Here is an 18,676-nt window from a genome sequence, read left to right on the forward strand (position 1 = left end):
GCTTGCACCTTGTCTGGAATGCGATCCCTGTGGGAGCGAGCCTGCTCGCGAAGCGGTGTATCAGACAACATCACTGTCGAATGTGAGATCGCTTTCGCGAGCAGGCTCGCTCCCACAAGGGGGCTCATCATTTTTGAGAGGCGTGTCAGGCCTGGGAGTTCTGCAGATGGCTCATGCTCGCCCCCAACGCCTGGCGGATATCGGCCAGTTCATGCACGCTCTCGGCGAACGGTTCGAAGGACAAGTAACCTTCGTAGCCACCAGCCCGTAGCGCCTCGATCTGTGCGGCGTTGCCGAGGATGTCGGCCTTGCCCACCAACACCCGGTGGCCGTCGCGGATCGTCGCCAACGGCACTTGGGCATCTTCCACGCCGGAGATGTGCACCAGCCCGGTCAGTTCGGGGAAGAACGCCTGTTCACCCGCCAGATGGTGGTGAAAGGTATCGTGCACCAGGCGGAATACATCCAGCCCGCCGATGGCCTTGATCGCTTCCACCGCCGCCCCCTTGCGGCGCAACGAGCATTCCTCGAACCCCAGGGGCTCGATGAAGCCGTAGATACCAAAGGCTCGCAGAATCGGCGCCAGTTCGCTGAGCGCCGTGCGCAGCCCCTCCCCGCGCTCGGCCTCGCTACGCGGGTCGGCACGATCATTGAGCGGGCACATGACCAGGCCCTCGGCGCCACATTCGCGCGCATAGTCGGCCAGCCTCAACGCCTGGCCGCGACGCTCATCGTTCCACACATCGAAAGGATAGAGGGCGTTGATCGACAGCACCTTGATGCCCCGCTCTTCGCACAACTCGCGCACGCGAACAGGCGCCATGCCGTTCTCGATCTCGACGCCTTCAAGATCGTTGCGGATCTCGATGGCATCAGTTTTCAAGGCCAAGGCCAGATCGATGAATTCGGGCAACGCCAGGCGCGGGGCAACCATTCGGTTCAAGGCAAAACGCAGGGGCTTATTCATCTTGTTATCCCTCCAGTGTCCATACGAAACGGCTTGGGTGAGCGGGCAGCAAACAGTGCTCAGAGATCCAGTAACCAACTGTGCTGCGGATCGTTATGGAACTGCCAGACCCGCTTCGGGCCGGCCATGACGTTCAGGTAATACGACTCGTACCCGTAGGGCACGCTGACCGGGTGGTAGCCCTTGGGTACCACCACCAGGTCGCCGCTCTCCACGGCCATGGCCTGGTCGATACTGCGGTCGTCGGTGTAGACCCTCTGGAACACGAAACCCTGGGAAGGACTGACCTGGTGATAGTAGGTTTCCTCCAGGAAACTCTGGTGCGGCAGATCGTCGGTGTCGTGCTTGTGGGGTGGATAGCTCGACGAATGACCCGACGGTGTGCGCACTTCCACCACCAGCAACGAGTGGGCCGGTTCGCTGTCCGGCAGGATGTCGCAGACATACCGGGTATTCGCCCCTTTCCCGCGCACGCTGCGCTTCATGCTGTCGGGACGGATCAGCCGTGGGCCGTAATCGTTCAGGCTGGAGCCCGGCGCGCTACAGACGGCGACCTGTACGTCGCTCAGGGCGATCACCTGGGCCTGGCTGCCGGGCGGCAGGTAGGCGGCGTAGGGCGATTTATCCTCGAACACCGACTGGCGATCGCCGAGGTTGTCCCAGGCGAAGCTGCCCTGCCCCGGCGCTTCGCCCTTGAGGCTGATGCGGCCACTGAGCAGCACCAGGCACAACTCCTTGTCGCCGGCAGCCACCGGCAGGGTTTCGCCGAGGCTCAAGCGGTAGGCCGCGAACCCGACGTATTCCAGCTCGCCCTGGGGCAGTTGGACCATGGTCCGACCACTGGACTGGCTCTTGATCAACAGACTCATGACGAACTCCTTTCCTGCAGCAAGGCGCGCAAGGTGTCGTAACCCTTTTTGGCGTAGGCATAACTCGGCGCCACGGCCGGATCCTGCTCGGCTTCCACCACCAGCCAGCCCTGGTAATCGGCGGCCAGCAGGACGTCCAGCAACGCGGCGAAATCGATGTCGCCGTCCCCCGGCACAGTGAAGGTGCCATTGACGATGCAGTCCGGGAAGCTCCAGAGATGGTTGCGCGCCAGTTGTACCACCGGTTTGCGCACATCCTTGAAGTGCACATGACAGACCCGCTCGATGTGCTTGCGCAACACCTGCAACGGCTCGCCGCCGCCCATGTAGCAGTGGCCGGAATCGAACAACAGGCCGACCTCACTGCCGGTCAAGGCCATCAGTTTGTCGATGTCCGAGGGCGATTCGACGTAGGCCCCCATGTGGTGGTGATACGCCAGTCGCACGCCTTGGGACAAGGTGAAACGTGCCAGTTCGGTCAGCTTGTCGGCATAAGCCTGCCAGGCGTCGTCGGTGTGGAAACGCGGCCGCTCGATCAGGGGAATGCGCTGGCCCTGGATCGAGTCGGCGACTTCGCCATAGACCAGCACTGTTGCACCGTTCTGCGCCAGCAACTGGACGTGGGCGGCAATCGCGTCGATCTCCTCGGCCGCCGAGCGCCGTGCCAGGCGACTGGAGTACCAACCGGACACCAGTGCCAGGTCGTAGGGGCGCAGCACATCGCCAACGCCCTTGGCGTCCTTGGGAAACTTGCCATTGAGCTCGAAACCCTCGTAGCCGATGGCCTTGCCTTCGCTCAGCGCGGTGCTCAACGGCGTCTCCCCGCCCAGGGACGGCAAGTCGTCGTTGCTCCAGGAAATCGGGTTGATACCAATTCGAATAGCGGGCATGGCTGCACCTTTTATTGTTTTTACATAGCAATTGAAAGCTGCGCAGAACCTTGTGGGAGCGAGCCTGCTCGCGATAGCGGTCTTTCAGGCGACTGATGCTCAACAGTTAGTCCGCTATCGCGAGCAGGCTCGCTCCCACATCAGGTTCAGTGTTCACATTATTCAGCTCCGGGCAGCGCGCCACGCCTCGATCAACTCCACAAACGTGCCCTGCACCTGCTGGATCAGGGTTTCGTCATCGATTTCTCCCGCCAGCCAGGCCCGGCTCGGCTCCTGAAAAATCGTGCGACCCACGGCGAATCCCCGGCAGGTCGTGCTCTGGCTGGCCTGGCGAAATCCTTCGGCCAAGGCGGCAGCCGGGGCGTTGAGCCCCAGGAGCACGACCCCGCGGCAATAGGGATCGCGCTGCTGGATCAGTTCGTCGAGCTGCTTCCACTCATCCGCAGTCTGAGCTTCAATCTTCCACCACGCCGGGTAGATGCCCAGGTTGTAGAGGCGCTTGAGTGCGCGGTACAACACATCAGGATGCTGCGAGGGATGATCCTTCGGTGGAATGACCTCCAGCAGCAATTCATGGCCGCTGACCTGGGAGGCCTTGTAGAGTCCCATCAGCTGCGCCTCCTGCTCCAGGCGCAGCAGTGGTTCGTCATCGGGGTGGAACTGCACCAGGCACTTGATGATTTGCTCGCTGGGCCAGGCGATCAGGTTGCTGCCGATGGAACGCCCGTGTTCGAACGCCAGCGGCCGCGAGCCTTGCACTTCCACGGGCCGCGCGACCCACCAGCCGCGCCCGGTGGCGGCGTTCAACGAATCCTGGCCGAAGCGTTGATCGGCCAGCAAGCCAACGTCGGCCTCGATGCCCTGGTGCTTCAGGTCAGCTTCGACCCGCTCCACCGCCTGGACGAACAGTTGCTTGAGTGCACCAATGCAACTCAGGTCTCGATCACCTTTTTGCGCCAGTTCCACCAGTTGCCAACGATGGTCGAAGGCAAAGATGAACAGTTGTTTCCAGGACTTGCGCGGCACGCTGACCTGATGCAGTCGCTGCAGCACGAGGTCCTGGTCCGGCCGGGTGATCGGCACCGGGCTGTCGAACAGGTAGTCGAGTTCAGCCCGGGTCGGCATCGCCGGCGCACAGCCGTGACGCGACACCACCAGGCCACCGCAAGCGTTGGCCAGTTGGCAGCAACGCTCATCGCTGGCATCCTCCAGCCAGCCGGCGAGGAAGCCCGACATGAATGCATCGCCGGCGCCCAGTACATTCAGGACCTCGACCCGGACACCCGGATAAATGGCGCCGTCCTCGAGTCGAGCCGGGATGGCGCCGTGAATCACCGTGCAACCCTGCGGGCCGAGCTTGACCACCAGGGTGGCCGCCGTCAGCGAACGGACAGTACGCAGCGCCGTCAGCAGATCTTCGCTGCCGCCGGCAATCAGGAATTCTTCTTCGGTGCCGACGATCAGGTCGAAGCGCGGCAGGATGCCTTGCACATGCTGGCTGACTTTCTGGTCGGCGACAAAACGGGTTTCCCCATCGGCCTTGCCCGTCAGGCCCCAGAGCACCGGTCGGTAGTCGATGTCCAGTATGCGTTTGACGTTGTGCTTGGCAGCATGCTCCAGCGCCTGGAGACTGGCCTTGTAGACGCCTTCGGTGGAGAAATGAGTGCCGGTGATCAGCAGGGCCTTGCTGGAGGCAATGAAGGCCTCGTCAATGTCTTCTGCGCGCAACGCCATGTCGGCACAGTTTTCCCGGTAGAACACCAGGGGAAAGCTTTCCCGATCCTTGATGCCCAGCAGGACCAGGGCGGTCAGACGCTCAGGGTCGACCTTGATACCGCTGACATCGCAGCCTTCGCGCGCCAGGGATTCCACCAGGAAACGGCCCATGTGGTCATCCCCCACCCGGCTCAACATCGCCGACCTGAGCCCAAGTCGTGCGGTGCCGAAAGCGATGTTGGCCGACGATCCGCCCAGGTATTTGGCGAAGCTCGACACATCCTCCAGCCGCGCCCCGACTTGCTGCGCGTACAGGTCCACGCCCAGGCGTCCCAGGCAGATCACATCCAATTGACGCCCACTGGCAAAACGAGTCTGGCCCATGCTGGCTCCTGTTATTTTTATCAGCCCGCGTTCGCTGCCGGACCGGCGCCAACGCTTTTGGTGGATGCAGACTAAAACGAGCAAGGCCCAACAATCAATAATTTTTCTATAATATTTTTATGTGGAATATTTTTTCCAATAAGATGGAAAGCAGGCGTGTCAGACGCAGTGCATCGTTTCAGCCAGTGATTGCAATGTCACCCACCATGATTTTCCCTGCGCCTACGCTGTAGACTGCGAGCAGCCAACTTATTGTCGAGGGCCGGTCTTTTACCGGGCGGTCCTATAAGAACAAGCCAGAAGGATTATCTATGACCCGCCCCGATCTGCCGGCGCTATCCGAGAGCGCGTCCGAGGCCGCCCTCGCCAGCCCACCGATCAATGCCGAGCGTCTTTTGCAACTGATCACCGATGAGTATGAAAGCCTGCCGCGCCAGCTCAAACGCATCGCCAGCTACATGAGCCAGCAAAGCGACCGGATCATGGTGGATCGCATCAGCGACATCGCCCGCGAGTGCGAAGTGCATCCCTCGGCCATCGTGCGTTTCTCCCAACGGTTCGGCTTCAGCGGGTTCAGCGAAATGCAGGCATTGTTTCGCGAGGCCTATACCCACAAGACCACGCCGGTGCAGAACTACCAGCAACGCATTCGCAGCATGATCGCCAACAAGTCGCAGAAAGCCAGTGGCGGCGACCTGGCACGCGAATGCATCAACGCCACGCTGTCGGGCATCGAGCGACTGGGGCTGGAATTGGACGACCTGGCGTTCGACAAGGCTGTCGATCTGGTGGTCAACGCCGACAACATCTATGTAGTGGGCGTGCGGCGCTCCTTCGCGGTGGCTGATTACCTGGTCTATAACCTGCAGCACACCAACAAGCGCATCCATCTGGTTTCCGGCCTGGGGGGCAGTTATCGCGAGCAGATGCGCAGTGTGCGGGCCAACGACCTGGTGATCGCCATCAGCTTCACCCCCTACGGCAAGGAAACCCAGCACTGCCTGCGCATCGCCCAGCATCACCAGGCCAAGACGCTGATCATCACCGACAGCAACTTGTCGCCCCTGGCAAAACGGGCCAACACCGTGCTGCTGGTGAACGAAGGCAGCTCCTTCGCCTTCCGCTCGCTGAGTGCCACCCTGTGCCTGTGCCAGGCGTTGTTCATTGCCGTGGCCTATCGGCTGGAACTCAAGGTTGATGAGATTCATGAACAGGTGGGGTTCGAGGATTGACGCTCGATCTACAACCCATCCCTGTGGAAGCAAAGCTTGCTCGCGATAGTGGCAGACCAGTCAATATTGTTGCTGACTGACTTAACGTAATCGCGAGCAAGCGTTGCTCCCACAGGGTGGAGGCTTCACTGACTTGCATTCGAGCACAGGCTCGCTGCCTCAGGCCAATTCCATTTCCTTCGGTTCAGCGGCCATCAGGATGACCTCGAAGCGGTCCGCCAGGAACGGCGTGATATCCAGCGGCAGCGGCTCGTTGTTTACCAGCCTGTCCAGCAAGACGCCGGTGATGGCCGAGGTGAGGATGCCCGTGCGGAAATGCCCGCACGCATTGAGGTAGCCTTCCACGCCTCGCATCGGCCCCAGGATCGGCAACTCATCGGGGGACCCCGGACGCAGGCCGGCCCAGGTCCGCTTGAGGTTGATGTCGGCCAGTTGCGGGATGCACCGCATCGCGCCCTGCACCAGTCCCTCGATCTCGGGGTAGGTGGTGGTCACGTCGAAGCCCTTGTCTTCGGTGGTGCTACCGATGAGGATTTCGCCGTTGTCTTTCTGCGCCACGTAGCAGTCGCTGGTGGTCAGGCATCCGTTCAGGAGCTTCGGCATGCGCTCGGTCAGCAGGATCTGCCCCTTGACCGGCTTGACCGGAATCCGCACGCCGGTGGCCTGCTCGCTCAGGTCCGCCGCCCAGGCACCGGTGGCATTGATCAGGGTCCGGCAGTGGAAGGTTCCGGCCTCGGCGGTGTTTACTCCCGTCACCCGCGCCCCGCTGCGCAACACCTCGGTAACGTGGGTATTGAAGTACAGGTCGACACCATTCTGCCGGGCACCTTCGGTGTAGGCGTCGGCCAGCCGGAACGGGCTGACCTGGTGATCGCACAGGAACTCCAGGGCGCCCCGGGCTTCATGGCTGACGCCGGGCTCGGCCTGGCGCAGGGCAACCTGGTCGAGCCAGCGCACCTGATCGGCCAGGTGGGGAATGCAGGCGACGATGTGCTCGGCATACAAGCGATCCTCATCGTCGTAGATCACGAACTTGAGCCCGGTTTCCTCGAATTTGATATCCATGCCATGGTTGTCCAGCAGCTCCCGGTGCAGTTGGGGGTACATCGCATTGGACTGCAAGGCAAAGTCGAAGAACGACTGCGGAAGGATATGCGGCGTGCTGGCATCCACCGCCACAGCCGCTCCCTGGGTCTGGCGCTTGCGGTTGGCCGACATCATGCGAAAGAAGATCACCCCGCAACCCAGCCCCACCGACTCGCCAATGGCCCACAGCCCGCCAGCCGAAGCGCGGGTCGCGTTGCCGGGGCGCTTGGCGTCGATCAGGGCGACTCTCAGGTGCTTGCGCTTGGACAGTTGGTAGGCACAGGAAGCGCCGATCACGCCGCCACCGGCGATGACTACATCGTAGTCCTGGATCCCTGGATGTTCAGTCATGCCGGGCGGCCTCCATGTCAACACTGCGGAACGCTGAAAACGGTATCGGATCGATCGGGAAGCGTGGCCGCAGCCAGCCGACATCGGCACGCCCGGTGGCTTCGCGCAGGCGGTCGCTGCAGTACCCGACGCACATCCGTCCCTGGCAATCGCCCATGCTCACGCGGGTGCGCATCTTCAGGCTGGCCATGTCCTGCACACCCTGCTCCAGGGCCCGGTCGATATCGGCGCGGGTGGCGTGTTCACAGCGGCAGATCACCGTATCGGCCGCTGGCAGCGCGGTTTGTCCGGCACCGCGTCGGGTGTAGCGGTCCACGGCGGCACGGAAGCGGAGGATCCGATCCAACTGTGCCTGATACCGCTTGCGGCGCTCGAGGGCGACATGGGGCTCCAGCACATTGCATTGCATCAGCACCGACAGCGCAGCGATGCGCCCGCTCAGCATGGCCGCTTCACCACCGCGAATCCCACCCATGTCACCAGCCAGGTGAATGTGCGCCTCGCTGCTTTGCTGCCAGGCATCGGACACCGCCCGCAGGTAGCCATCGTCGCTGAAACCATGTTCCAGACCGATCTGCTGGCTCAACTGGGTGCGCGGTATGAAACCGTAGCCGACCGCCAACGTCTGGGCCGGCACCTGTTCGGCGCGTTCCAGGTCGGGCTCCCAGTCGCTGGAATACGGCGCGACGGTGACCATGTTCAACTCGCCCTCGCCATGGGCCTGCACCACGCCCCAGCCATAGCGTACGGGTATGCGATGACGCTTGAGGTAGGCCAGCATGCTCAGGCCATCGAGAAAGAGTTGCGGCTTGTTCAGCAATGCCAGGCTTTCCCTGGCGATCCTGCCGAATGCGCAGGCTTCATAGACACCGGCCACGGCCACGCCTGCGGCATGCAGCTGACACGCCACCAGCGGCAGCAACGGACCGGTACCCGCGATCACCACCGGGCTCGGTGGCTTGACCACCCCGCTCTTGATCTGCAGTTGCAGGCCACCCAGCAGCATCACTCCCGGCAAGGTCCAACCGGGGAAAGGCACGCTGCGCTCATGACAACCGGCCGCCAGGACCAGGTGTGAATAGGTGACCTCGCGCACGCGTTCGCTGGCATCGAGCAACATCAGCGCCCGCAGCCCTTCGACCCCGATGACGCGGTGGTTGAGCCGGACGTCGATCAGCCCGGCATGCCGGCCGAACTCACCATGGAGTTTTTCCAGGGCTTCGCTGTAGCGCGGTCCCAGGTAGTCGAGGCTGACGCCGTCGCGCAATGGACCCCGATACACAACGCCGCCAAGGCGCGGCGCCTCTTCAAGCAAGGTACAGCGCACCCCGTGCTCCGCCAGCTCGATGGCGGCCGCCATACCCGCCGGCCCACCGCCGACAATCACCGGATCGAGGCTCATGGCGCCTCCATTTCGACGATGCGGTTGGTCCGGGTTTCGATCTGCATGCCAGGGCGCACCTGGGTCTGGCAGGCGCGGCGCTTGTGACGGCCGTCGATCCTGACCAGGCAGCATTGGCAGACGCCCATGCCGCAGTAGGCACCGCTGATCTGCCCGTGATCGTTGCGGGCCACCTGGCGCTGGCCCTGGGACTGGATGACGGTCAGGACGGTTTCGCCCCGGGCGGCATTGACGACCCGCCCGTCCAGGTGCACCGTCATGTCGGGTCTGGTTAATGGCTGGATATCGAATTTTTGGCGTAGAAGGTCTTGAGGCTGCATGATGCGGCTCTTCCTTGATGCTTTTATTGAATGCTTTATCGAAGACCGGTGAGGTCTCGGCTCCTTGCGGCACACCACCACCGGTTAGCGTCATTACCCGACAGCGACAGCGCGCCAAAGCAGGGCAACGAACGCAACATAATAGTGCGCACTCAATTCATGTTAGGGATTATTTGTGACCAAGTGTTGATCCAGGCCGGTGAAACCGCTTGCCCTTCCATGAACTTTTTTTCAGAAAGCCGACAGGTTTTCTTTGGCAGAATGCTGCGCAATGGCATCAATTTCTCAACTCGGTACCGCCCATGAACCGCATCCTGACCATCGAAGACGACGCCGTGACCGCCCGTGAAATCGTCGCCGAACTGACCCGTAACGGCCTGAACGTCGACTGGGTCGATAACGGTCGCGAAGGCCTGGAACGAGCGGTGAGCGGAGACTACGATCTGATAACCCTCGACCGCATGCTGCCCGAGCTCGACGGCCTGGTGATCGTCACCACGCTACGCACCATGGGCGTGGCGACACCGATCCTGATGATCAGCGCTCTTTCCGACGTGGACGAGCGTGTACGTGGCCTGCGCGCCGGCGGCGACGATTACCTGACCAAACCGTTCGCCACCGATGAAATGGCCGCCCGCGTGGAGGTGCTGCTGCGGCGCAGTAATGGTGCCAGGGAACCGGAAACCGTCCTGCGCGTGGCCGATCTGGAGCTGGATCTGATCAGCCGCGAGGCGAGCCGCAACGGGCAGTTGCTCAGTCTCCTGCCCACCGAATACAAACTGCTGGAATTCCTGATGCGCAACAGCGGGCAGATTCTTTCACGCATGATGATTTTCGAAGAAGTCTGGGGCTACCACTTCGACCCCGGCACCAACCTGATCGACGTCCATATCGGTCGCTTGCGCAAGAAAATCGATCCGCCGGGCCTGGATCCGCTGATTCGCACAGTGCGGGGTTCGGGCTATGTCATTGCTGAACCCTGCTAAGGGCTGGCGCTCTTCCAGCAGCCGCCTGCTGGCGCTGTACAGTTCACTGTTCGTGCTCTGGAGCGCGATCCTGATGGGGGTGATGTACTACGAGGTATTCGGCTACCTCGACAGCCTGGCCAAACATTCCCTGATGCAACGCCAACACCTGTTCGCCCGCATCCACGGCGATCAACTGGAAGACGCGCTCATGGCCAGCCTGACCCTGGACGACCGCGGTGTCGACGCCTACGGCCTGTTCGACCCTCAGCTGCGCCACCTGAGCGGACCGATCCTGCGGATTCCGGCCGCCCTGCCGCTGGACGGCAAAATCCACATACTCAGCGATTGTGTCGACTACGACGACCCGAGCGTGCCTTCGGACAGTTGCGATGCCGTGGCGACCCGGACCCAGGATGGACGCTGGCTGGTACTGGCGCGGGACAACGGTTCGCTCTTCGCGGTGACCCGCATCATCCTCCACGCGTTGTTATGGGGTGTGTCGCTGACCATCCTGCCGGGAGTTGCCGGTTGGCATCTCTTGCGCCGTCGACCGCTGCAGCGTATCCGTAAATTGCAGGCCAGTGCCGAAGCCATCGTGGCCGGTGACCTGAGACATCGCCTGCCGCTGTCGAGCCGGCGGGATGAATTGGACATGCTGGCGGCAATCGTCAATGCCATGCTCGATCGCATCGAACGCCTGATGAACGAGGTCAAGGGTGTGTGCGACAACATAGCCCATGACCTGCGCACGCCGCTGACCCGCCTACGCGCCCAGCTTTATCGTATCCAGCAGCAGGCCGCGGATGGGTCGCCCGAGGCCTTGCAGATGGATCAGGTGATTGCCGAGACCGATACCCTGATGGCACGGTTCCGAGGTTTGCTGCGGATCTCCGAGCTGGAAGACCAGCAGCGCCGCTCAGGCTTCGTGCGTGTCGACCCGCTGCAGTTGCTGCAGGAGTTGCATGACTTCTATCTGCCCCTGGCCGAAGAAGGTGAGTTGATCTTCAGCCTCGAAGTGCCCGAGACCCTGCCCTTGCTCAACGGCGACCGGGCGCTGCTGTTCGAAGCGGTGTCGAATCTGTTGAGCAATTCCATCAAGTTTACCCCGGCGGGGGGCAAAGTGACCCTGCGCGGTATCGACCAGGGCGACAGCACCCGCATCGAGGTGCTCGACTCCGGCCCCGGCATTCCAGAGCCAGAGCGCAAGGCCGTGTTCCGCCGCTTTTATCGCGCCGAGGGCAGCACCCACCACGGCGGGTTTGGCCTTGGCCTGTCGATCGTCGCGGCGATTGTCAATTTACATGGGTTCACTCTGGAGGTAGGCAGCAGCGAATACGGCGGCGCGCGACTGGCGCTCGATTGCCGGGCAACGCTGTTGTAAGGCCGAACCCTGTCAAATGAAGCCACAAATGGATCAGTCAGCGGGATCGTTGCGATGACCAGGGGTGCTCTGTAGCTCATACCGCAATTCGTCGATCAGCTTTGCCAAACTTTCTTCCGAGCGAACGCTGTCGAGGTTCAAGCCACTCACCACAAGGTCCACCTCCCCGCTCTCGCGGCGATAGAGACGGACAGTCAGGGTGCCATCGCCGTTGAGGCTGCATTCGCAGGACAACGGCGAGAAACTTTCTTCGAGTCGGGCGCGCAGGGGGGCCAATTGAGTCATGGACTGCCCCCTCAACGCAAGACACGCAGAGGACCGGCAAACAACGCCAGGCTCCCGGTTTGAGCAGACATCCTGTCGATGACACGTTGGCGTTGATTACTACACATTGCGGCGTATTCCTTGACTGTTTCGTGGGGACGCGGCCCTGCTCTGAGAGTGCCGCACCCCCATATCCTAAGCAGCCGCCTGCTCGCCAGAAACCCGAATTTGCACTAACCCATCCAGTGCATTTGCACTGGCTATCATGGTGCCTTCACATTCCAGTCGCTCACGAACAAACCTCGTTCCCGGGCCCAGACAATGGCCTCGCTGCGGCTGTGGACATCCAATTTTGAGTACAGCGTAGCGACGTGATTTCGCACGGTATTGGGAGCCAGTTTCAAGCGTGCGGCAATCTCTTTGTCTGCCAGTCCCTGACAAATAAGCCCCAACACATCACGCTCGCGGGCAGTCAGTTCGGTGTAGGAGGTGCTGGGCAATTGCGTGTTGATACTCTTCACATTGGCCAGCTTCTCGATCAGCGTTCGGCTGAACCAGGAAGCATCCTTCATCACCTCCTCGATCGCCGCCACCAGCTCCAGTTGCGAGCGCTTGCGTTCAGTGATGTTCACCAGGACCAGCAGGTAACAAGGCTGGTCCTGGATGACCACGGTGTCGGCCGCCACCTCGCAGTCGATCAGCTCGCCACCCCTTTTGCGGACCTTGACGTCGACATTGGACACCGTCGTGGTCTTCTCCAGGCGGGCAAACAGCGTGGCACTGGCGTCCTTGTCGAGAAAGCCGATTTCTGCCACGGTCTTGCCAAAGAGTTCTTCACTGGCGTACCCGGTGGTGTCGAGAAACGCATCGTTGATTTCCAGCAACAGCTGCTCGGCGCTGCATACCAGGGTGGGCACGGGGGACAGGCGAAACGACTTGGCAAAGCGCTCCTCGCTCTGGCGCAGCGCCGTTTCGGCCTTGCGTCGCGGCTCCATGTCCATGAAGGAAAACAGCATGCAATCCTCGTCGTGCAGGTCCAGTGGCTGGCCGGCGACGATCACTTGCTTGCTCGTGCCTTCCGGCAACTTCAGCTCGGCCTGCATCTGCGGAATAGTTGCGCCCTGCCCCAGGCGCTCGATGGCCAGCTCACGGCGCTCGGCCGCCTCCAGCACATCCAATTCGTAGACTGAACGGCCAATCACCTGTTCGCGGCTGTAGCCGGTCATCTCCAGGAAGCCCTGGTTGACCTTGATGTAGCGCAGGTCGCCGAGGCGGCAGATCACCGCCGGCGCCGGATTGGCAGCGAAGGTTTTCTCGAAACGCTGTTCGGCGCTGGCCCACTCTGTGGCGTCGCTGAGAATCAGCACCAGCAACGTCGGTGCGTCGTTGCGGTCGGTCAGTACCATGCTGCGAATGCGGTGGACCCAGGTGCGATCAGGATCATCCACCGGTGTGACCTCCACCAGCACATCACTGAACTCATCGCCACGGGCGACCCGGGCAATGGGGTAGTTGTCCGCTGTCAACGGGTGGTTGTTGCGATAGCGCAAGTTGAAGCGCCGAGCGTACTCCCGGGCATTGGCGCCCAACTCCCCGAGGTCCTTGACTCCGTGCATGTTCAGCACGGCCTCGTTGGCCCAGGCGATGGTCTGGTCGACTTCGATCAACATCACCCCGTCCGACAGTCCGGCGATGATTTGCAGCAATTGACGACGATTGGTCTCCGTGGTGGGGACGTCCTGGCTCATTGGGTCTCCATAGGTCAGAAGCGCATGGAGGTTACGACCGTCCGTGGTCGTCGTGCGTTCCCTTGCGGGTACTGGTGGAGCCGCCGATTCCCCCGTTCAAGCCGCCATGCGCCCTTCGGCAATGGCCTGGGAGGCGGCGAGCATCGCCCGCAGCAACACCGCGCAGCCGGCAGCGAGATCATCAGGGGCGGCGTTCTCGATTTCGTTGTGGCTGATCCCGCCTTCGCAGGGCACGAAGATCATCCCGGCCGGGCCCAGTTCGGCCAGGAAAATCGCGTCATGGCCGGCGCCGCTGACGATGTCCATGTGTGACAGGCCCAGCCCCTGGGCGGCACCGCGTACGGCGTCGACACAACCCGGATCGAAATACAACGGCGGGAAGTCAGCGGTGGGGGTCAACTCATAGGTCAGGCCGTGTTGCCGGCAAGTGTCATCGATGACCTGCTTGACCTCGGCAATCATCGAATCCAGCTGCGCCGGTTCCAGATGACGGAAATCCAGGGTCATGCGCACTTCGCCCGGAATGACGTTGCGCGAGCCTGGGTAGGCTTGCAGGCAACCGACAGTTCCACAAGCATGGGGTTGATGGCCGAGGGCGGCACGGTTGACGGCTCCGACGATGATCGATGCGCCGACCAGGGCGTCCTTGCGCAGGTGCATCGGGGTCGGGCCGGCATGGGCCTCGACACCCCGCAGCGTGAGGTCGAACCACTTCTGCCCCAGTGCGCCCATGACGACGCCGATGGTCTTGTGTTCGTCTTCCAGGATCGGGCCCTGTTCAATGTGCGCTTCGAAATACGCGCCCACCGGATGACCGGTGACCTGACGCGGACCGGCGTAGCCGATGGCATTCAGCGCTTGCTCAACGGTGACGCCTTCGGCGTCGACCTTGGCGAGGGTTTCTTCGAGGGTGAATTTCTCCGCGAACACCCCGGATCCCATCATGCAGGGCGCGAAGCGTGAGCCTTCTTCGTTGGTCCACACCACCACCTCCAGCGGCGCTTCGGTTTCGATATTCAAGTCATTGAGGGTGCGCAGCACCTCCAGCCCGGACAACACGCCAAAGCAACCATCGAATTTGCCACCCGTGGGCTGGGTGTCGATGTGGCTGCCGGTCATCACCGGGGGCAGGATTGGATTGCGCCCCGGACGGCGAGCGAAAATATTGCCCACCCCATCGATGCTGACGGTGCAGCCAGCCGCCTCGGCCCACTGCACGAACAGGTCCCGGGCCTGACGATCCAGGTCGGTCAAGGCCAGTCGACAGACGCCGCCCTTGACCGTGGCGCCCAATTTGGCCAAGTCCATGAGCGACTGCCAGAGGCGGTCGCGGTTGATGTGTCGATGGGTGGATTGCAGGACGTCGATGGCGGCGTTCATGGGGATCTCCTTTTTCCAGGCATTTTTTCGCTGTATTCGAAGCCGCCATCGCGAGCAGGCTCGCTCCCACAGGGGAATGCATTGCACATGTGGGAGCGAGCCTGCTCGCGATAGGGCCCTCCTCTACACGGCGGACTTGGCGACGGATGGGCTCGCACGCAAACTGCACAACCCGTAATAAATCACCCCACCCAGGGCCGAGCCGGTGAACCATCCATAGCTGTAGAACCAGCTGAACGCATCACTGCCCAGGGATAGCAGCGTCAACACCACCGGCACGCCGAAGGCGATGAAGCCCTTCCAGTTCCATGCCGGGTAAACGTCGTCGCGGTACAACCCGGCCAGGTCCAGCTGTTGTTTCTTGATCAGGAAGTAATCCACCACCATGATCCCGGCAATCGGCCCCAGCAGGCTCGAATACCCCAGCAACCAATTGGAATACACCGATTCAAGGCTGACGTCGGAGACGATCCAGCCGAGCTTTTTCAGCAGTTCGTGGGCCATCAATGCCAGCCCCACCAGCCCGGTCAGTATCACCGCCTTGGAACGGCCGATCACTTTGGGCGCCAGGTTCTGGAAGTCATTGGTGGGCGAGACGATGTTGGCGGCAGTGTTGGTCGAGAGCGTGGCGACGATGATCAGCACCATGGCCAGCGCGACCCACAACGGACTCTGGATATGTCCGATCAAGGTCACCGGGTCGGAGACGGTCACGCCCACCAGTTTTTCCGAGGCGGCGGTCATGACCACGCCGAGGGAGGCGAACAGGAACATGGTCAGGGGCAAGCCGATGATCTGCCCCACGATCTGATCCTTCTGGCTTTTGGCATACCGGCTGAAGTCCGGAATGTTCAACGACAGGGTCGCCCAGAAACCGACCATGGCCGTCAGCCCTGCAAGGAAGTAGCCGGTTACGCCGGCCCCCTCGGGCCGTTTCGCCGGCACCGCCATCAGTTCGGTCACGGAGACATTGGGCACGGCCCACACCAGTAAGCCGGCCCCCACCAGCACCAGCAGCGGCGCAGACAAGGTTTCCAGCCATTTGATCGATTCGGCGCCCCGCAATACCACCCACAGGTTCATAACCCAGAACATCATGAAACCGAGCACCTCACCCGTGCCCCCCAGGCTCTTCCAGCCTTCGAATACCGAACCGAGAAACAGATGGATCGCCAGCCCGCCGAACAGGGTCTGGATCCCGAACCAGCCGCACGCTACCAGGGCGCGGATCAGGCAAGGGACGTTGGAACCGATGACTCCGAAGGACGAGCGCAGCAGCACCGGAAACGGAATACCGTACTTGGTTCCGGCAAAGGCGTTCAGTGTCAGGGGAATCAATACGATGATGTTGGCAAACAGAATCGCCAACAGGGCTTCGCCCACCGTCAGGCCGAAATAGGCGGTGAGTACGCCACCGAGGGTGTAGGTCGGCACGCAGATCGCCATGCCGACCCACAATGCGGTGATGTGCCATTTGTTCCAGGTTCGCTCATGCACCTTCGTCGGGGCGATATCGTGGTTGTAACGGGGGCTCTCGAGTACGTCGCTGCCAGCTTCAAGCTCGAACAATCCGTCGCGCTCGGTCACAGTTGATCTGGTCATGTCCGCTCCACTGTTTTCATTATTTTTGCTCATCGACGGGGCGATGGCCGGAGTACTTGCATGTAAAGCACGCTGGTGACCGACGACCCCGCCTGGCAATACGGACACTCAATTACCGTGCCGAATGACGCGCCGGGTTGACTGGTCGATAGATATAAGCGTTACAACCCTCTGATTCCTTGAGATTAATCCCCCATTCGAGGTTCTGCTGCATTGCACTGTTGCCGTGTTCAGGCTAGATGACGTGCGCAATCTGTCGAGCCCGGGATTCAAAGTGGTGCATCCAGAATGAACGCAACGTGTCCAGGCCGCACGCTCACTGTTTTCAAGCCGCTGATTTACCATGACAAATCTCGCTCAAATAACGATCCTGTCAAGTGCGTCAAAATGGTGAGCCCCCTCATCATTTTGGTGATTTATGAAATTAACTGTTTATTTTCAACAAGTTATGAAAACAGTTAGCTTATTTAAAATAATCTTGATCATTTCAAAAACTCCAGCTAGCGTCTAATCCTGACAGCGATGACAGGATCGGCAATCCGCAGAACTGCGTCACAGTCCAATCGTGATCTATAAAACATAAAGAACCGGCATCAGTCGGTCATGCCTGCGAGGAACTCGGAATGTCTCTGTTGATCCGTGGCGCCACCGTTATTACCCATGATGAAAGTTACCGCGCCGATGTGTTCTGCGCCGACGGCGTGATCAAGGCCATCGGCGAAAACCTGGATGTTCCGGCCGCGGTTGAAGTGCTCGATGGCAGCGGTCAATACCTGATGCCCGGCGGCATCGATCCCCACACCCATATGCAGTTACCATTCATGGGCACGGTCGCCAGTGAAGACTTCTTCAGCGGTACGGCCGCAGGCCTGGCCGGAGGAACCACCTCGATCATCGACTTCGTGATCCCCAATCCCCAGCAGTCGCTGATGGAAGCCTTTCACCAATGGCGCGGCTGGGCCGGGAAAAGCGCCAGCGACTACGGTTTTCACGTCGCAATCACCTGGTGGAGCGAGCAGGTCCGTGAAGAAATGGCCGAGCTGGTCAACCACCACGGTGTGAACAGCTTCAAGCATTTCATGGCCTACAAGAACGCGATAATGGCCGCCGACGACACCCTGGTGGCGAGTTTCGAGCGCTGCCTGGAGCTGGGCGCGGTGCCCACGGTGCACGCCGAGAACGGCGAACTGGTCTATCACCTGCAACGTAAGCTGCTGGCCCAGGGCATCACCGGGCCCGAAGCCCATCCGCTGTCACGGCCTTCGCAAGTGGAAGGTGAAGCCGCGAGCCGGGCCATCCGGATTGCCGAGACACTGGGAACGCCCCTGTACCTGGTGCACGTTTCCACCAAGGAAGCGCTGGACGAAATCACTTACGCCCGCAGCAAAGGCCAACCGGTCTACGGTGAAGTGCTGGCCGGGCACCTGCTGCTGGACGACAGTGTCTATCGCCACCCCGACTGGCAGACCGCAGCCGGTTACGTGATGAGCCCGCCCTTCCGTCCCCGCGGACATCAGGAAGCGCTGTGGCACGGCTTGCAATCGGGCAGTCTGCACACCACCGCCACCGACCATTGCTGTTTCTGCGCCGAACAGAAAGCCGCAGGCCGCGACGACTTCAGCAAGATCCCCAACGGCACCGCCGGCATCGAAGACCGCATGGCCGTGCTCTGGGACGAAGGGGTCAACAGCGGCAAATTGTCGATGCAGGAGTTCGTCGCACTGACCTCCACCAACACCGCAAAGATCTTCAATCTCTACCCACGCAAAGGGGCGATCCGCGTCGGAGCCGACGCCGACCTGGTGCTCTGGGATCCTCAAGGCAGCCGCACGATTTCGGCCAAGACCCACCACCAGCAAGTGGACTTCAACATCTTCGAAGGCAAGACCGTGCGCGGCGTGCCCAGTCATACCATCAGCCAGGGTCGGCTGGTGTGGGCCGACGGTGACTTGCGGGCCGAGCGCGGTGCCGGGCGCTATATCGAACGACCGGCGTATCCGGCGGTGTTCGATTTACTGAGCAAGCGGGCTGAGTTGCATAAACCGACTGCGGTGAAACGCTGAAATCGAGGCCTTCGGCCGATCGCGAGCGGGCTCGCTCCCACAGGGGGCCGCAT

General features: G+C 61.5%; 15 protein-coding genes. 4 read left to right on the plus strand and 11 right to left on the minus strand.

Annotated elements, in window-relative coordinates:
- Positions 1 to 145: 145 nt before the first annotated feature.
- From QZH45_RS18340 to QZH45_RS18355, 4 genes are all read right to left on the minus strand, one after another.
- The gene (locus QZH45_RS18340) at positions 146 to 967 is read right to left on the minus strand and encodes a TIM barrel protein (protein ID WP_024780054.1); all 822 of its coding nucleotides are present in this window, start codon (positions 965 to 967) and stop codon (positions 146 to 148) included.
- A 59-nt stretch (positions 968 to 1,026) separates the two neighbouring features.
- Entirely contained in the window at positions 1,027 to 1,836 is an 810-nt protein-coding gene (gene iolB / locus QZH45_RS18345; protein WP_024780055.1) for a 5-deoxy-glucuronate isomerase, read from the minus strand.
- Positions 1,833 to 2,726, minus strand: coding sequence for a myo-inosose-2 dehydratase (gene iolE / locus QZH45_RS18350; protein ID WP_024780056.1), 894 nt, complete (start codon positions 2,724 to 2,726; stop codon positions 1,833 to 1,835). The genes iolB and iolE overlap by 4 nt, the downstream gene beginning before the upstream one ends.
- Positions 2,727 to 2,888: 162 nt before the next feature.
- Positions 2,889 to 4,826: a bifunctional 5-dehydro-2-deoxygluconokinase/5-dehydro-2-deoxyphosphogluconate aldolase gene (locus QZH45_RS18355; RefSeq protein WP_024780057.1), complete on the minus strand. Its 1,938-nt coding sequence runs from the start codon at positions 4,824 to 4,826 to the stop codon at positions 2,889 to 2,891.
- 311 nt (positions 4,827 to 5,137) lie between these two features.
- Between QZH45_RS18355 and QZH45_RS18360 the strand changes: the two genes are divergently transcribed.
- A complete protein-coding gene (locus tag QZH45_RS18360) occupies positions 5,138 to 6,058 on the plus strand; it encodes a MurR/RpiR family transcriptional regulator (protein WP_024780058.1) in 921 nt (306 codons plus the stop codon).
- Between the two features lie 159 nt (positions 6,059 to 6,217).
- On the opposite strand, the gene hcnC is transcribed toward QZH45_RS18360, so the two are convergent.
- Genes hcnC through hcnA form a run of 3 tightly spaced genes read right to left on the minus strand, consistent with a single transcriptional unit; the run spans position 6,218 to position 9,217 of the window.
- The gene (hcnC, locus tag QZH45_RS18365) at positions 6,218 to 7,495 is read right to left on the minus strand and encodes a cyanide-forming glycine dehydrogenase subunit HcnC (protein ID WP_033034803.1); all 1,278 of its coding nucleotides are present in this window, start codon (positions 7,493 to 7,495) and stop codon (positions 6,218 to 6,220) included.
- Positions 7,488 to 8,897 carry a cyanide-forming glycine dehydrogenase subunit HcnB gene (hcnB, locus tag QZH45_RS18370; RefSeq protein ID WP_024780060.1) on the minus strand — a complete coding sequence of 470 codons (1,410 nt, stop codon included), beginning with the start codon at positions 8,895 to 8,897 and terminating at the stop codon, positions 7,488 to 7,490. The genes hcnC and hcnB overlap by 8 nt, the downstream gene beginning before the upstream one ends.
- Positions 8,894 to 9,217, minus strand: a complete 324-nt coding sequence (gene hcnA, locus QZH45_RS18375) for a cyanide-forming glycine dehydrogenase subunit HcnA (protein WP_024780061.1) — start codon at positions 9,215 to 9,217, stop codon at positions 8,894 to 8,896. The genes hcnB and hcnA overlap by 4 nt, the downstream gene beginning before the upstream one ends.
- A gap of 302 nt (positions 9,218 to 9,519) precedes the next feature.
- Between hcnA and QZH45_RS18380 the strand changes: the two genes are divergently transcribed.
- Positions 9,520 to 10,203: a response regulator transcription factor gene (locus QZH45_RS18380; protein ID WP_024780062.1), complete on the plus strand. Its 684-nt coding sequence runs from the start codon at positions 9,520 to 9,522 to the stop codon at positions 10,201 to 10,203.
- The gene (locus tag QZH45_RS18385) at positions 10,181 to 11,566 is read left to right on the plus strand and encodes a sensor histidine kinase (RefSeq protein WP_024780063.1); all 1,386 of its coding nucleotides are present in this window, start codon (positions 10,181 to 10,183) and stop codon (positions 11,564 to 11,566) included. Before QZH45_RS18380 ends, QZH45_RS18385 begins: the two co-directional genes overlap by 23 nt.
- 33 nt (positions 11,567 to 11,599) lie before the next feature.
- On the opposite strand, the gene QZH45_RS18390 is transcribed toward QZH45_RS18385, so the two are convergent.
- The 4 genes from QZH45_RS18390 to QZH45_RS18405 all read right to left on the minus strand — a co-directional run bounded on the left by QZH45_RS18390 (position 11,600) and on the right by QZH45_RS18405 (position 16,560).
- Complete coding sequence (locus QZH45_RS18390; RefSeq protein WP_024780064.1) at positions 11,600 to 11,851, minus strand: DUF1652 domain-containing protein; 252 nt, start codon at positions 11,849 to 11,851, stop codon at positions 11,600 to 11,602.
- Between the two features lie 242 nt (positions 11,852 to 12,093).
- A complete protein-coding gene (locus QZH45_RS18395) occupies positions 12,094 to 13,578 on the minus strand; it encodes a helix-turn-helix transcriptional regulator (RefSeq protein WP_024780065.1) in 1,485 nt (494 codons plus the stop codon).
- A 96-nt stretch (positions 13,579 to 13,674) separates the two neighbouring features.
- Entirely contained in the window at positions 13,675 to 14,958 is a 1,284-nt protein-coding gene (locus QZH45_RS18400; RefSeq protein ID WP_024780066.1) for a Zn-dependent hydrolase, read from the minus strand.
- A gap of 123 nt (positions 14,959 to 15,081) precedes the next feature.
- On the minus strand, positions 15,082 to 16,560 hold the full coding sequence (locus QZH45_RS18405) for an NCS1 family nucleobase:cation symporter-1 (protein ID WP_024780067.1): 1,479 nt from the start codon (positions 16,558 to 16,560) through the stop codon (positions 15,082 to 15,084).
- Between the two features lie 623 nt (positions 16,561 to 17,183).
- Between QZH45_RS18405 and hydA the strand changes: the two genes are divergently transcribed.
- Entirely contained in the window at positions 17,184 to 18,623 is a 1,440-nt protein-coding gene (gene hydA / locus QZH45_RS18410) for a dihydropyrimidinase (RefSeq protein WP_024780068.1), read from the plus strand.
- Positions 18,624 to 18,676 lie beyond the last annotated feature (53 nt).

The organism is Pseudomonas corrugata, from assembly GCF_050920615.1.
In the GTDB taxonomy this organism is placed as follows: Bacteria; Pseudomonadota; Gammaproteobacteria; order Pseudomonadales; family Pseudomonadaceae; genus Aquipseudomonas; species Aquipseudomonas corrugata.